We start from the raw sequence: 13667 nt of genomic DNA, 5'->3' as shown, positions 1-13667 counted from the left end.
TGGGGTCCCGCCCGTGGACGTCAGGGACGGGGAGGCTGTCCCCCCTCGTCGGCCGGGACGTACCCGTAGGGCTCGTCGGCGTACGGCTGCCAGGGCTGTTGGGCCGGAGCGGCGTACGGCCCCCGCTGGTAGGGAGCCGGGTCGGCGTACCGGGCGTCGGCATACGGCCCCGACGGCTGGACGGGGATGCGGACCACCGGGATCTCCTGGGTCTGGGAGGCCTGGTAGCGCTCCTCGTAGGCCATGGGGTACGAGGCGTAGGGGTCCAGGCGCGCCGGCTGGGCCGGTGCGGCCGTGGCCGAGGGCCGGGCGGCGTCGGCGGTGGCGGACTCGTCCGCCGGGAGTTCGGCCAGGTACTCCAGCAGTTCCTCGCCCTGGCCGTGGATGTTGCCGATGGCGACCAGGGAGGAGTCGGCGGACAGACGCCCCAGCAGGGCGGGCATGAACTCCTCGGCCGACCGCCGTTCGCCCCCGAGGTCGACCGCGCGGTCGCGCCACTCGGCGGGGATGGCGTCGATCGCGCTCTTGGCGGGGTGCCCGATGACGAAGACGTGGTCCGGCTGGAGATCGGGGATGATCTCGCCCATCTGCCCGTTGCGCTCCACGCGGTCGGGCCGGCAGTTGATCACGACGTTCAGCGGCCGGTGGATGGCTCCGAGGTCGAGCAGCTGGTTGATGTTCATCAGCGTCGACTCGGGGTCGTTGGCCGCGAAGACGTTGGCGAAGGCGAGCCGCTTGCCCTCGGGCGCCGCGTAGCGCTCGACGGACAGCACGCCCGGGTCCGGCGGGGCGTCGTACATGCCCTGCAGGGCGACCTGCCGTTCCACGCCGAGCAGTTCGGCCACGACGAGGGCGATCGCGACGTTCTCCTTGAAGGTGAACCAGCTGAAGCCGCGCAGCTCCTCGTCGGTCACCGTCTCCGGGTCGGCGTAGATCAGCTTGCAGTTACGGGCGTCCGCCTCCTCCTGGAGGATGTGGAAGCGCTCCTTCTCGGCGGTGACGCAGATGCCGTCCTCCGGCATGGAGCGGCACAGCGACCGGGCCACGTCGTCGAGGGTGGGTCCCATCTCGGCGAGGTGGTCCTCGCGGACGTTGCACAGCACGCCGATCGTGGAGCGGATCAGCTTGCTCTGGTTGACCTCCTGCAGGGCCGGCATCACGGCCATGCACTCGATGACGAGGGCGTCGGGCCGGTAGGTGGCGGCCCGGCGCACGATGCCGATCTGCTCCACCACGTTGGCGATGCCGAACTTGCGGTAGACCGGCTCCTCGGTGGCGTCCGGGTGGATGAACCGGGCCGCCGTACCCGTGGTCTTCGCCACGGTGACCAGGTCGCCACCGCGCAGCGCTCCGGCGCACAGCCGGGTGATGGAGGACTTGCCGCGGATGCCGTTCACGAGCACGCGCGACGGGATGCTGTGCAGGCTGGCGTAGTGCCGGCGCTGTTCCACGATGCCCGCCACCAGCAGCAGCACGCTGCCGGTGAGCAGGACGAAGTACAGATAGAGCACGGCTGGGTCACCTTCCCCGAACGCCGGCTTCCGGCTCCACGAGCCGGCGCGCCTGGGTCTGCTTACGGGCGTGGAGCTGCTGGCGCAGCAGTTCGAGGCTGCGCACGACGGCGCCGACCTCGTCCTGGTAGCGGGGGTACAGCACGGACTTGAGGTCGCCGTCGGCCAGCTTCTCCGCACTGGCCGCCAGGGCCCGCATCGGCCGGGCCACGACCAGGTACACCCAGCCGAGGCAGACGACGATCAGGGCCAGGCCGAGCAGCCCGGCCAGGACGCTGCGGTCCTCGCGCTGGTACGGGGTGATCTGGAAGTCCTTGGCGTTCTGCCAGCTGACCACGGTCCAGCCGATGTCGGCCGCCACGCCGCCGCCGGAGAACGGGGCGGCCGCGGCGACCGTGGTCCCGCGTCCCTCGCGGATCAGCAGGCCGTTCTCGACGGGACCGGCACCGACGTGGACGCTGCCGGCCCGGACGAGGTCGGCGAGCGCGTCGCGCGGCAGCTCCTCGAAGGCCAGGAAGCCGTCGCTGGCGGCGATGGTCTCCGCCTTGGAGTCCACCACGCGGACCTCGCCGAGCCCGGGCCGCTTCAGCAGCGAGTTGAGGAACTCGACCCGGACCTCGCCGACCAGGTTCATGCCCTTGTGTCCCGGCACGGGCGCGGCGGCCTGCACCACCGGCTTCTTGTCGCCCTTGCCCGACACCCGGACCAGCGGCAGGTCCTCCGCGTCGGCGAAACCGGCGCCCGGCTCCTTGCCCGCGCGGGCGACGACCTCGCCGTCCTCGTCGAGGAGGTACAGCGCCTGGTAGCGGGTGTGCTCGCGCAGGGTCTCCTCCAGCAGCGCGCGGCCGGCGTCGGCGTCGTCCGGGTCGATCAGCCGGGACGTGGAGACCAGGTCCGCCTGCGCCTCGTTGAGCGCCCGGCGCACCCGGTCGGCGACCAGGTCGGTGCGGTCGCGCTGGTCCGCGACCATGCTGGCCGGGATGCTGACGGAGTCGTCGGTGCGGTTCAGCAGGAGGCCGACGGGCAGGCACCACAGCAGCAGCAGGACGGCGGTCAGCGCGAGCGGCCCGCGCACCCCGAACCGCCCCTTGACGCGCTGGCGCCCGCCGGCATCACCGGCCGGGCCGCCCAGCTGCGCGCGCAGCCTCTCCAGGGCGGAACCGATGCGCGCGGCCTCGCCCCAGCGGGGCACGTCCACCGGGCGGGTCAGGTCGCCCCGGGCCAGTCGGCGGGACTCCAGGAACAGCCGCAGCAGCGGCCGCTGCACGGTCACCCACAGCACGGCAGCGGCGAGCAGTCCGAGCACCACCAGAGCTCCGGCCGCCAGCAGCCCGTAGAGCTCCCGGTCCGGACCGGCGGCCTGCTGCTGGACCACGGGCAGCAGGGCGACGACAGTGAGCCCGAGGCCCGCGCCGACGCTCTTCTTCTCCTCCGGGTCGGCGGACGAGAGGGAGGCGTAGCCGGCCGTGGCGACACGGCCGTTGTAGCTCCCGCCGACCAGGGTCCCGCTGACACCGGGGTAGCCGCGGGAGCCCGGCTCCCTGGCGCTGACCGGGTCCTGCTCGGTCTCCCGTGCCGCCTGGGCGGACAGCCCGCTCATCTGCTTCTGGAGGAAGCCCAGCTCCTTGCGCTCCTGGTCGGAGTTGAGCGCCTCGGACTGCTCGAAGCCGGCCGTCGCGAGGATCTCCCCGCCGGTGGCGACGACCGCCATGGAGCGGAACTGACCCAGGTTGATGGCGGGCACGGACAGGCTGTTGGAGGCGAGCAGCAGTTGCTGCGGCTGGCCCTCGAAGTCCAGGACCGCCATGGTCATCAGGCGTACGTCACCGGTCTCCAGCCGCACCATGCGGGGCTTGAGGGCCGTGTCCCCGGTGAGGACCTTCTTGTCGAGCCACCCGAGGGGAATCGTTTCACCTCTGGCGGCCAGCACCTTGCCGCTCTCCAGGTCCAGGACCGTGGTGCCCGTCCACTTCTGGTAGGTCTTCCCCAGGTCGGACAGGACGCGCTCGGGCTTCACCGGGGGCCCCGCGTTCAGCGCGGCGGCCGTGCGGTTGAGGTCGGTGACCCGCTCGTCTATCGAGGCGCGCAGGGCGATGGCGCCGTCCTCCGCGAAGTGCCGCTGTGAGGAGAGCACCGCCTGCGGTACGGCCTGCTCGCCGGCGGGGCCGAGCACCTGGGCGGTGAGGCCGGCGAGGGCCAGCACCAGCACGCACAGCAGCGCGATCGGGGGACGGACGCCGCCCAGCAGCGGCATGTCCGCGCGTCTCCGGCTGCGCCGCCGTCCCCCCTTCGCGGGGCGCACGGCGCGGGTGGGTGTCACCGGTGGTCTCCTCCGGCCTCTCTGGGTAAGAACGGCCGCACAGAACACCGCTCCCGCGGGAGAGGCAACGGACCGCCGTATACAAGACTGTTGGGGAGCGCCGAAGTTGTGCCGGTCGCCCCGTATGCGCTGTGGCGCTAGTCACGCTCCAGCGTGAGCTCCTTCAGACCGTCGCCCCCCGGCGCCCCGCGGTTGTACAGGAAGCCACGCGTGCGGTCGGCCGCCAGCCGGTAGCGGGCGAGCCGCTCCTCGGAGAGGTCGCCCGGCGCGTCGAGCGCTCGCCGTACGTCCACCACCCGGTGGTCCTCGACCGCGCCGGCGGGCGGCTTGTCACCGGCCTCCACCTCGGGCGGGATGTCCACCAGCGTCGTGGCGTAGCGGGCGGAGACGTCCCAGCCGTCGGTCGTCTCGCGGAACTCGAACCAGCCGATCGCACCCTCCTCGGTGAGCCCGGTGGGCGAGGAGTGACGGGCGACCTGGTTGCCCAGGCCGTAGGCGATCCAGGTGCCGTTCACCTTCTGGATCGGCTGCACCACGTGGGCGTGGTGCCCGATCACCAGGTCGACCCCGGTCTCCTCGGTGAGCCGCTCCGCCAGCTGCAGTTGGGGAACACTCGGTTCGTTGTAGTGCTCAAGGCCCCAGTGGACCGAGAGGATGACCACCTCGGCGCCCTTGTCGCGGGCGCGGGCCTCGGCGTCCTTGATCGCGTCCGTGTCGATCTGGTTGAACGCCCACTTCTCCTTCTCCGGCGTCGGGTTCAGGAACGACATCCAGGAGAACGAGAGGTGGGCGACCTTGACGCCGTTGACGTCACGGATGTTGATCCGTTCCGCTTCCTCGGGCGTGCGAGCGGAGCCGGTGTGCCCGAGGCCGGCCTTGTCCATGGCGTTCAAGGTGCGCCGCACGGCCCCGAGGCCGTGGTCGTAAGTGTGGTTGGAGGCCGTCGAGCAGGTGTCGTAGCCCACGTCCTTGAGCGTCGTCAGGATCTGCGGCGGCACGAGGAACTCCGGGTACCCCTCGAAGGGCCCCCGCGGCTTTCCGACGGGCGTCTCCATGTGACAGATGGCCAGGTCGGCCTTGCTGATGACCGGCTTGATCCCGGCGAGCAGCGGCCCGAAGTCCAGCCCGGCCTCGCCCTCGCCGGTCTTCTTGGCATCCTTGGCGGCCTGGTCGACCAGCTCGGGGTGGATCAGCACGTCACCGGCGGCGGCGACGGTGAACGAGCGGCCATCCGGCTTCACCTGAGGCGAGGAGGCCGCGGAGGTACACGCGGTCGTCACGGCGACAATGGCCGCGAAAACGCTTGCCGCCCGGGCGATCCGGAGAGGTTTACGAAGTGTCACCGCATCATATTCACATGAAGCACACATCCACCACGGGAGTTACCGTCACAAGACAGTCACACTTGGCTCGAATTATGGTCCAAATCGGACTTGTCCTGGCCTTGTTCGGCTGCCAATCGGCACCAGACCGGTCAGCGGACGACTCCACCCCGGGTGCCCGGGAGCTGGTGGACCTCCGCAGCAGGATCCTCACGTACACGGCGGCCATGGAGCCCGACGCCCCGTACTCCCCACCGGACGACACCCAGCGCGAGCGCGTCGCCGAGAGCGTCGGACACCTCCTGGACGGCGACGCCACGAAGGCGGAACGACTGCTCGACCCCCTCGGCCTGAAGCTCACCCGCCTCACCGACACCGAGTCCGGCCGCAGGTACGACGAGATCGCCGCCTCCGGCCCCGGCCGGGCCGAACGCTGGGGGCGCCTCTACCTGACCGCCGACTCCGACGTCCGCTGGAACGCCCAGGTACCGCACCCGGTCTCCGACCAGGACACCGAACGCCTCGGCGTGCGGCTCCTGGAGGACAACCCCGGCGGCTCGCTGGTCCTCGCCGGCGCACACCGCGACGCGGGCCGGCGCGACGCCGCCGACGTCGCCCACCGGGCGGACAGCGTCTTCCACGCCATCGTCGTGGAGCTCCAGAAACGCGACGTCCCGGGCGTGCAACTGCACGGCTTCGCCAAGGACTCGGACCGCCCCTACGAGGCGGTCCTGTCCACCGGAGCCGCGCGGAGCACCCTCACCGAGGCCGCCGCCCTGGCCGACGCCATGCAGTCCGACGGGCTGCGGGTGTGCCGGGGCTGGTCGGCCCGCTGCCCCCTGGAAGGCGCCACGAACGTCCAGGGCAAGGCCGCGGAGCGCCACCACGCCAGGTTCCTCCACGTGGAGCTCTCCCCCAAGGCACGCGGCGACGGCACCGACGCCGACGCCGCCGCGAGGGCCCTGTCCGGGCTCGTCGAGACCTGGAACTCCGCCCGCCGGTGAGGGACGGTGGAAGTCCGGTCAGCAGCACCCCGCCGACGGCAACGACCTCTTGTTCCGCGCCTCCTTGTTGCGCGCGGCCAGCAGTTCGTCGGCCGGGTAGCCGACCTCCTCCAGCGTCAGCCCGTGCGGCCGTACGACGTGCACGGCCGAGTCCCGTACGCCGGCCGCCAGCACCTTCGCGGGCCAGTCCGGCGGCCGGTGCCCGTCGCCCACGAACAGCAGCGCCCCGATGAGCGAGCGCACCATGTTGTGGCAGAAGGCGTCGGCCCGCACGGTCGCGGTGATGATGCCGTCGTCGCCCTTGACGAGACTCAGCTCCTGGAGCGTCCGGATCGTCGTCGCGCCCTCCCGCTTCTTGCAGTAGGCGGCGAAGTCGTGCTCCCCGAGCAGCCGCCGCGCGGCCTCGTTCATGGCATCGACGTCCAGGGGCCAGTCGTGCCACAGCACGTGGTTGCGCAGCAGCGGATCGACGCCCCCGGGATTGTCGGTGACCCGGTACGCGTACCGCCGCCAGATCGCCGAGAACCGCGCGTTGAAGCCGCTGGGCGCCTCCCGGAGGGCCCAGACCCGTACGTCCCTGGGCAGCCGCCCGGCGAGCCGCTTCAGCAGCTTCTGGTGGTGCTCGGCCCAGACCTCACGCGGCAGATCGACATGCGCCACCTGCCCCCGGGCGTGCACCCCGGCATCGGTACGCCCCGCCACGGTCAGCTCGTACGTCTGCCCCGACCGCGTCACGGTCCGCAGGGCGTCCTCGATCTCCCCCTGCACTGTCCGCCGTCCCCCGGCCTGCTTGGCCCACCCGGAGAACTCGCTCCCGTCGTACGACAGGTCGAGACGCACACGAACGTAACCGGCTGCTGCTTCATCACTCACGCACAGATCCTCTCAGCAACACAAAAGCGGGCCCGCCCCTGAAAAGGAACGGACCCGCCAACGCCCTCTCAGGGGCGCGGGGAACTGCGCGACAAGCCACAACGAGCCCGCAGCCGCCGACGAACAGCCCCCGGCAGACGCTCAGGCGTCCTTGGACTCCTCGGCGTCATCGGCCTTGGTCACATCGACCTGAGCCTCAGCAGCCTCGGCGTCCTTGGCGGCACGCTTGGTCGCGGCCTCGGCCTCACCCGTCGCCTCCTGCGCCACCGTCAGCGCCTCGACCAGCTCGATGACAGCCATGGGCGCGTTGTCGCCACGGCGGTTACCGATCTTGGTGATGCGGGTGTAGCCACCCGGACGGTTCTCGTAGCGCGGGCCGATCTCGGTGAAGAGCGTGTGGACGATGCTCTTGTCCGTGATGACCTGGAGCACCTGACGGCGGTTGTGAAGGTCGCCCTTCTTCGCCTTGGTGACCAGACGCTCGGCGTACGGACGCAGCTTGCGCGCCTTCGCCTCGGTGGTGGTGATGCGACCGTGCTCGAACAGCGCCTTCGCGAGGTTCGCGAGGAGCAGCTTCTCGTGCGCGGCGCTGCCGCCCATACGGGCACCCTTGGTGGGCTTCGGCATGGTGTTTCTCCTAGGTGTCTGCCCCGGCCGTATCAGGTACCGGGGTCAGTATCCGAGCGAGCGGTTGCCCGTCGGAGATCCGGGATGCGCCCCGGAAGGGGCGCGGGGAACTGCGCGATCAAGCACAGCGCACCCGCGCCCGGGTACGGGCCGGAAGGCCCGAGCTCTCAGTACTGCTCGGTCTCGACGAACCCGGCGTCCGCGTCGTCGTCCGCGCCGAAGGCGTCGGCGGCGGCGGTCGGGTCGAATCCGGGCGGGCTGTCCTTGAGGGCCAGGCCCATGCCGGCCAGCTTCGCCTTGACCTCGTCGATGGACTTCGCACCGAAGTTACGGATGTCCAGGAGGTCGGCCTCGGAGCGGGCGACGAGCTCACCCACGGAGTGGATGCCCTCACGCTTGAGGCAGTTGTAGGAGCGGACCGTGAGCTCCAGCTCCTCGATCGGCAGCGCCAGGTCGGCGGCAAGGGCGGCGTCCGTGGGGGACGGGCCCATGTCGATGCCCTCGGCGTCGATGTTCAGCTCGCGGGCGAGACCGAACAGCTCGACCAGGGTCTTACCGGCGGACGCCATGGCGTCACGCGGACGCATGGCCTGCTTGGTCTCGACGTCGACGATCAGCTTGTCGAAGTCGGTCCGCTGCTCGACACGCGTGGCCTCGACCTTGTACGTGACCTTGAGCACCGGCGAGTAGATCGAGTCGACCGGGATCCGGCCGATCTCCTGGCCGACCTGCTTGTTCTGCACGGCGGAGACGTAACCGCGGCCGCGCTCGACCGTCAGCTCCATCTCCAGCTTGCCCTTGCCGTTGAGCGTGGCGAGGACGAGGTCGGGGTTGTGCACCTCGACACCGGCCGGGGGCGCGATGTCGGCGGCGGTGACCAGACCCGGGCCCTGCTTGCGCAGGTACATCACGACCGGCTCGTCGTGCTCCGAGGAGACGACCAGCTGCTTGATGTTGAGGATCAGGTCGGTGACGTCCTCCTTGACGCCCGGCACGGTGGTGAACTCGTGCAGGACACCGTCGATGCGGATGGACGTGACCGCCGCACCCGGGATCGAGGAGAGGAGGGTCCGGCGCAGGGAGTTGCCGAGGGTGTAACCGAAGCCCGGCTCCAGCGGCTCGATCACGAACCGGGAGCGGAATTCGTCGACGACCTCTTCGGTCAACGAGGGACGCTGAGCGATCAGCATGTGTGGATCAGATCCTTCAGTCGGGGGCGCCCGCTATATGACGCCCGACTCGACCGTCCCCGACAAAAAGGGACGGGTACTGCAAGGGTACGGGCGATACGGCCCGAAGGAGCCGTACCGCCCGAAAACCGAGAACCCGAAGGCGTCGCGTCAGACGCGGCGGCGCTTCGGCGGACGGCAGCCGTTGTGCGGGGTCGGGGTGACGTCCTGGATGGAGCCGACCTCGAGACCGGTCGCCTGGAGCGAACGGATGGCGGTCTCACGACCGGAACCCGGGCCCTTGACGAACACGTCGACCTTGCGCATGCCGTGCTCCTGGGCGCGGCGGGCAGCCGACTCGGCGGCCATCTGCGCGGCGAACGGCGTGGACTTCCGGGAGCCCTTGAAGCCGACGTGGCCGGCGGAGGCCCAGGAGATCACGTTGCCGGACGGGTCCGTGATCGAGACGATCGTGTTGTTGAACGTGCTCTTGATGTGCGCGTGGCCGTGAGCGACGTTCTTCTTTTCCTTGCGGCGCACCTTCTTGGCAGCGCCCTGACGACCCTTGGGGGGCATCTATAACTCCTACGGGAGGTGGTCGGTCCTGCAGCGAAGACCGCTGACGAGCGTCCGCTGAGGACTACTTCTTGCCCGGCTTCTTCTTGCCGGCGATGGCGCGACGCGGGCCCTTGCGGGTGCGGGCGTTGGTGCTGGTGCGCTGACCGCGGACGGGCAGACCACGGCGGTGACGCAGACCCTGGTAGGTACCGATCTCGACCTTGCGGCGGATGTCGGCCTGGATCTCGCGACGGAGGTCACCCTCGGTCTTGATGTTGTTGTCGACGTACTCGCGGATCGCGACGAGCTGCTCCTCGGAGAGGTCGCGAACGCGGGTGTTCGGGTCGACGCCGGTGGCGGCCAGCGTCTGCTGCGAGAGGGTCCGGCCGATGCCGAACACGTAGGTGAGGGCGATCTCCACGCGCTTTTCGCGCGGGATGTCAACACCGGAAACGCGTGCCATTCAATGGCTCCAGTTACTTGACGGAGGTCTTCCGCAGAACCGACTCCCAGCCGCCGTATGAGGTACGAACTGGGTCCCCGGCCTCCGACCGGGGGTGTCAGACCCGGGGGTCTGGGTCCTGCGTATGAACATATTCAGCTTGCGTCGCGCGAATCCCTGCGATGAAGGCAGAGGGATCGGTCGTGCGTCAGCCCTGGCGCTGCTTGTGGCGCGGGTTGTCGCAGATGACCATGACCCGGCCGTGACGGCGGATCACCCTGCACTTGTCGCAGATCTTCTTGACGCTCGGCTTGACCTTCATGGGTGAGGTTCTCCGGGTCAGTGCCACCACCCCGGAAGCCGGGGCGCGGGCAAGATCTACTTGTAGCGGTAGACGATCCGGCCACGCGTCAGGTCGTACGGAGACAGCTCCACCACGACCCGGTCGTCAGGGAGGATGCGGATGTAGTGCATACGCATCTTGCCGCTGATGTGTGCCAGGACCTGGTGGCCGTTCTGGAGCTCGACCTTGAACATGGCGTTCGGAAGAGACTCGACGACAGTGCCCTCGATCTCGATGGCACCTTGCTTCTTGGCCACGCTTCGCCCTTCGAATCGACTACCTTGATCGACTCAGTGCGAGCGCATGCAGACATGCGGATGCACAAGAGCCGACGAGTCAGTCTACGTCAGGGCCCTCGGAAACACGAATCGAGAAAGCCTGCCCCGGAAGGCAGATCCTTAAGCGCGCCCCAAAGGGGCGCGGGGAACTGCGCGACAAGCCCCCACGCACCCGCAGCCGCCGGCCGACAGGACGCCCCGGCCCGGTAGGCGGACTCAGCCAAGAGGATCCGGCGCGGCAACGATCCCCAGCTCGGCCAGTTTCGCCTTCCCCCCGTCGGGAGACGTCAGCACCAGCGGCCCCTCCTCCGTCAGCGCGACGGAGTGCTCCCAGTGGGACGACCACGTGCCGTCCGTGGTGACGACCGTCCAGTCGTCCTGGAGGACTTCGGTCTTCGGGGTGCCGAGGGAGACCATGGGCTCGATGGCGAGGCAGAACCCGGGCACGAGCTTGGGCCCCTTGCCCCGGCGCCGGTCGACGTAGTTCAGCAGGTGCGGGTCCATGTGCATCTCGGTGCCGATGCCGTGGCCGCCGTAGTCCTCGATGATCCCGTAGCGACCGCCGCCGGGCTTGGGCTGGCGGCGGATGTACGTCTCGATCGCCCGGGAGACGTCGACCAGCCGGTTGCCCTGCTTCATGGCCGCGATGCCGGCCCACATCGACTCCTCGGTCACCCGGGAGAGCTCGATCAGCTCCGGAGCATGACCGGAGCCCACGAAGGCCGTGAAGGCCGCGTCGCCGTGCCAGCCGTCGATGATCGCGCCGCAGTCGATGGAGATCACGTCCCCGTCCTTGAGGACGACGTCGTCGGACGGGATGCCGTGGACGACGACCTCGTTCACCGAGGTGCAGATGGTCGCCGGGAAGCCGCCGTAGCCGAGGAAGTTCGGCTTGGCGTTGTGCTCGGCGAGCACCTTGCGGGCTACCTGGTCCAGATCCTTCGTCGTGGCCCCCGGCACGGCGGCTTCGCGGGTCGCCGCGTGAATGGCGGCGACGACCAGCCCCGCCTCACGCATCTTGGCGATCTGCTCGGGAGTCTTGATCTGCACCATGGGGGCTACGGCCTTTCTGGACCTTCGGCGGCGGTGAACGCCTTCAACGATACGGGGCGGGGCGACGGCCCCACCCACACAGCAGCCGCGGTCCCCGACGGGAACCGCGGCCGTAGCTGCATGCGAACGACTACTTGCCGTCCTCGTCACCACGCTTGAGCGCCTCCATGGCGCGCGTCGTGACGTCCTCCACCTTGCCGAGCGCCGAGATCGTGACCACCAGGCCCTGCGCCTTGTAGTAGTCGATGATCGGCTCGGTCTGCGTGTGGTAGACCTCCAGCCGCTTGCGGACGGTCTCCTCGGAGTCGTCGTCCCGCTGGTACAGCTCGCCGCCGCAGACGTCGCAGACGCCCTCCTGGGCCGGCTGCTTGTACGTCACGTGGAAGACGTGCGCGGAGTCGTTGCGGCAGATGCGGCGGCCGGCGATCCGCTTGACCACCTCGTCCTCGGGGACCTCCAGGTCCAGCACCGCGTCGAGCTGCATGCTCTCGGTCTCGAGCAGCTCGTCGAGCGCTTCGGCCTGGGAGACGTTGCGGGGGAAGCCGTCCAGCAGGAAGCCGTTCTCGGCGTCCGGCTGCTCCATGCGGTCCTTCGCCATCGCGATGGTGACTTCGTCGGGCACGAGATTGCCCGCGTCCATGTAGGACTTCGCCAGTTTGCCGAGTTCCGTCTGCTGGCTGATGTTGGCCCGGAACAGGTCGCCCGTGGAGATGTGCGGGATCGACAGGTTCTTGGCCAGGAACGCGGCCTGCGTTCCCTTACCGGCACCCGGCGGCCCGACGAGGACGATACGCATCAGCGGAGGAACCCTTCGTAATTGCGCTGCTGGAGCTGGCTCTCGATCTGCTTCACCGTCTCGAGACCGACACCCACGATGATCAGGATGCTGGTCCCGCCGAACGGGAAGTTCTGGTTTGCCCCGAAACCAGCCAACGCCATCGTCGGCACGAGAGCGATCAACCCCAGGTACAGCGAACCCGGCCAGGTGATCCGGTTGAGCACGTACGAAAGGTACTCAGCGGTCGGTCGGCCAGCCCGGATGCCCGGGATGAAGCCACCATACTTCTTCATGTTGTCGGCGACTTCCTCGGGGTTGAAGGAGATGGCCACGTAGAAGAAGGCGAAGAAAATGATCAGGAAGAAGTAGAGAACGATGTGCGCCGGGGCGTCCGGCAGCGCAAGATTCTTCTCGATCCAGACCTTCCAGCCGGAGTTTCCGCCGGCGAACTGTGCGATCAGCGCCGGAATGTAGAGCAGCGACGAGGCGAAGATCACAGGGATGATGCCCGCCTGGTTGACCTTCAGCGGGATGTACGTCGACGTGCCGCCGTAGGAACGGCGGCCGATCATGCGCTTCGCGTACTGGACCGGAATGCGGCGCTGAGCCTGCTCGACGAAGACCACCAGGCCGATCATGACGAGACCGACCGCGACGACCGTGCCGAACTCGATCCAGCCGCCGGCCAGGGAGCCCTGCTCCTTGATGGCCCACAGGGCGGACGGGAAGGTGGCGGCGATCGAGATGAACATCAGGATCGACATGCCGTTGCCGATGCCGCGGTCGGTGATGAGCTCGCCGAGCCACATCACGGTCGCCGTACCGGCGGTCATGGTGATGACCATGGTGATGGTGACGAAGATCGACTGGTCGGGGACGATCTGGCTGGCCACCGGGCACCCGGAGAACAGTGCGCCACTGCGGGCGGTGGCGACGAGGCCGGTGCCCTGAAGGATGGCGAGGGCCACCGTCAGGTAACGGGTGTACTGCGTGATCTTCGCCGTACCGGCCTGGCCCTCCTTCTTCAGGGCTTCCAGGCGCGGAATCACCACGGTCAGCAGCTGCAGAATGATGCTCGCCGTGATGTACGGCATGATGCCCAGCGCGAAGATCGTGATCTGGAGCAGCGCGCCGCCGCTGAACATGTTCACCAGACCGAACAAGCCCTGGTTGGCCTGAGCGGCGTCGATACAGGTCTGGACGTTCCGGTAGTCGACACCCGGGATCGGGACGTGCGTACCGACCCGGTAGATCACGATCATGCCGAGCGTGAAGAGCAGCTTCTTGCGCAGGTCGGGCGTCTTGAACGCCCGGGCGAACGCGGTGAGCACGGTGCCTCCTGCGACCCCCGCGCAACTGCGTCAAGGGTGACGGTCTTGAGGTTCGACG

General features: G+C 69.1%; 14 protein-coding genes. 1 reads left to right on the top strand and 13 read right to left on the bottom strand.

Annotated elements, in window-relative coordinates; all coding sequences use genetic code 11:
* Positions 1 to 20: 20 nt before the first annotated feature.
* From pgsB to ACH4G3_RS24145, 3 genes are all read right to left on the bottom strand, one after another.
* A complete protein-coding gene (gene pgsB, locus ACH4G3_RS24155) occupies positions 21 to 1511 on the bottom strand; it encodes a poly-gamma-glutamate synthase PgsB (protein WP_397626446.1) in 1491 nt (496 codons plus the stop codon).
* Positions 1512 to 1518: 7 nt separating this feature from the next.
* Entirely contained in the window at positions 1519 to 3765 is a 2247-nt protein-coding gene (locus ACH4G3_RS24150) for a HAMP domain-containing protein (RefSeq protein WP_397626716.1), read from the bottom strand.
* Between the two features lie 203 nt (positions 3766 to 3968).
* Positions 3969 to 5201, bottom strand: coding sequence for a CapA family protein (locus tag ACH4G3_RS24145; RefSeq protein WP_397626445.1), 1233 nt, complete (start codon positions 5199 to 5201; stop codon positions 3969 to 3971).
* Between the two features lie 140 nt (positions 5202 to 5341).
* On the opposite strand from ACH4G3_RS24145, the gene ACH4G3_RS24140 reads away from it, so the two are divergent.
* Entirely contained in the window at positions 5342 to 6157 is an 816-nt protein-coding gene (locus tag ACH4G3_RS24140; protein ID WP_397626444.1) for a hypothetical protein, read from the top strand.
* An 18-nt stretch (positions 6158 to 6175) separates the two neighbouring features.
* On the opposite strand, the gene truA is transcribed toward ACH4G3_RS24140, so the two are convergent.
* From truA to secY, 10 genes are all read right to left on the bottom strand, one after another.
* A complete protein-coding gene (truA, locus tag ACH4G3_RS24135; RefSeq protein WP_397626443.1) occupies positions 6176 to 7030 on the bottom strand; it encodes a tRNA pseudouridine(38-40) synthase TruA in 855 nt (284 codons plus the stop codon).
* 141 nt (positions 7031 to 7171) lie between these two features.
* Entirely contained in the window at positions 7172 to 7657 is a 486-nt protein-coding gene (rplQ, locus tag ACH4G3_RS24130; RefSeq protein WP_020272631.1) for a 50S ribosomal protein L17, read from the bottom strand.
* A gap of 167 nt (positions 7658 to 7824) precedes the next feature.
* On the bottom strand, positions 7825 to 8847 hold the full coding sequence (locus ACH4G3_RS24125; protein WP_003966937.1) for a DNA-directed RNA polymerase subunit alpha: 1023 nt from the start codon (positions 8845 to 8847) through the stop codon (positions 7825 to 7827).
* A 150-nt stretch (positions 8848 to 8997) separates the two neighbouring features.
* Positions 8998 to 9402 (bottom strand): 30S ribosomal protein S11, encoded by a 405-nt coding sequence (gene rpsK / locus ACH4G3_RS24120; RefSeq protein ID WP_003956432.1) that lies wholly within the window; start codon positions 9400 to 9402, stop codon positions 8998 to 9000.
* Positions 9403 to 9466: 64 nt separating this feature from the next.
* The gene (gene rpsM, locus ACH4G3_RS24115) at positions 9467 to 9847 is read right to left on the bottom strand and encodes a 30S ribosomal protein S13 (RefSeq protein WP_004984507.1); all 381 of its coding nucleotides are present in this window, start codon (positions 9845 to 9847) and stop codon (positions 9467 to 9469) included.
* A gap of 187 nt (positions 9848 to 10034) precedes the next feature.
* On the bottom strand, positions 10035 to 10148 hold the full coding sequence (rpmJ, locus tag ACH4G3_RS24110) for a 50S ribosomal protein L36 (RefSeq protein ID WP_003974245.1): 114 nt from the start codon (positions 10146 to 10148) through the stop codon (positions 10035 to 10037).
* A gap of 56 nt (positions 10149 to 10204) precedes the next feature.
* Positions 10205 to 10426, bottom strand: coding sequence for a translation initiation factor IF-1 (gene infA, locus ACH4G3_RS24105; protein WP_003948620.1), 222 nt, complete (start codon positions 10424 to 10426; stop codon positions 10205 to 10207).
* A 237-nt stretch (positions 10427 to 10663) separates the two neighbouring features.
* Positions 10664 to 11500 carry a type I methionyl aminopeptidase gene (gene map / locus ACH4G3_RS24100; RefSeq protein WP_397626442.1) on the bottom strand — a complete coding sequence of 279 codons (837 nt, stop codon included), beginning with the start codon at positions 11498 to 11500 and terminating at the stop codon, positions 10664 to 10666.
* A gap of 130 nt (positions 11501 to 11630) precedes the next feature.
* Complete coding sequence (locus ACH4G3_RS24095) at positions 11631 to 12296, bottom strand: adenylate kinase (RefSeq protein WP_397626441.1); 666 nt, start codon at positions 12294 to 12296, stop codon at positions 11631 to 11633.
* Entirely contained in the window at positions 12296 to 13609 is a 1314-nt protein-coding gene (gene secY, locus ACH4G3_RS24090; RefSeq protein WP_397626440.1) for a preprotein translocase subunit SecY, read from the bottom strand. Before secY ends, ACH4G3_RS24095 begins: the two co-directional genes overlap by 1 nt.
* Positions 13610 to 13667: the final 58 nt, after the last annotated feature.

Origin of the sequence: Streptomyces afghaniensis, from assembly GCF_044327915.1 — a bacterium.
GTDB lineage: Bacteria > Actinomycetota > Actinomycetes > Streptomycetales > Streptomycetaceae > Streptomyces > Streptomyces afghaniensis.
Note: the sequence above shows the minus strand (reverse complement) of the source record. Positions and strands in the feature narration are given on the sequence as shown.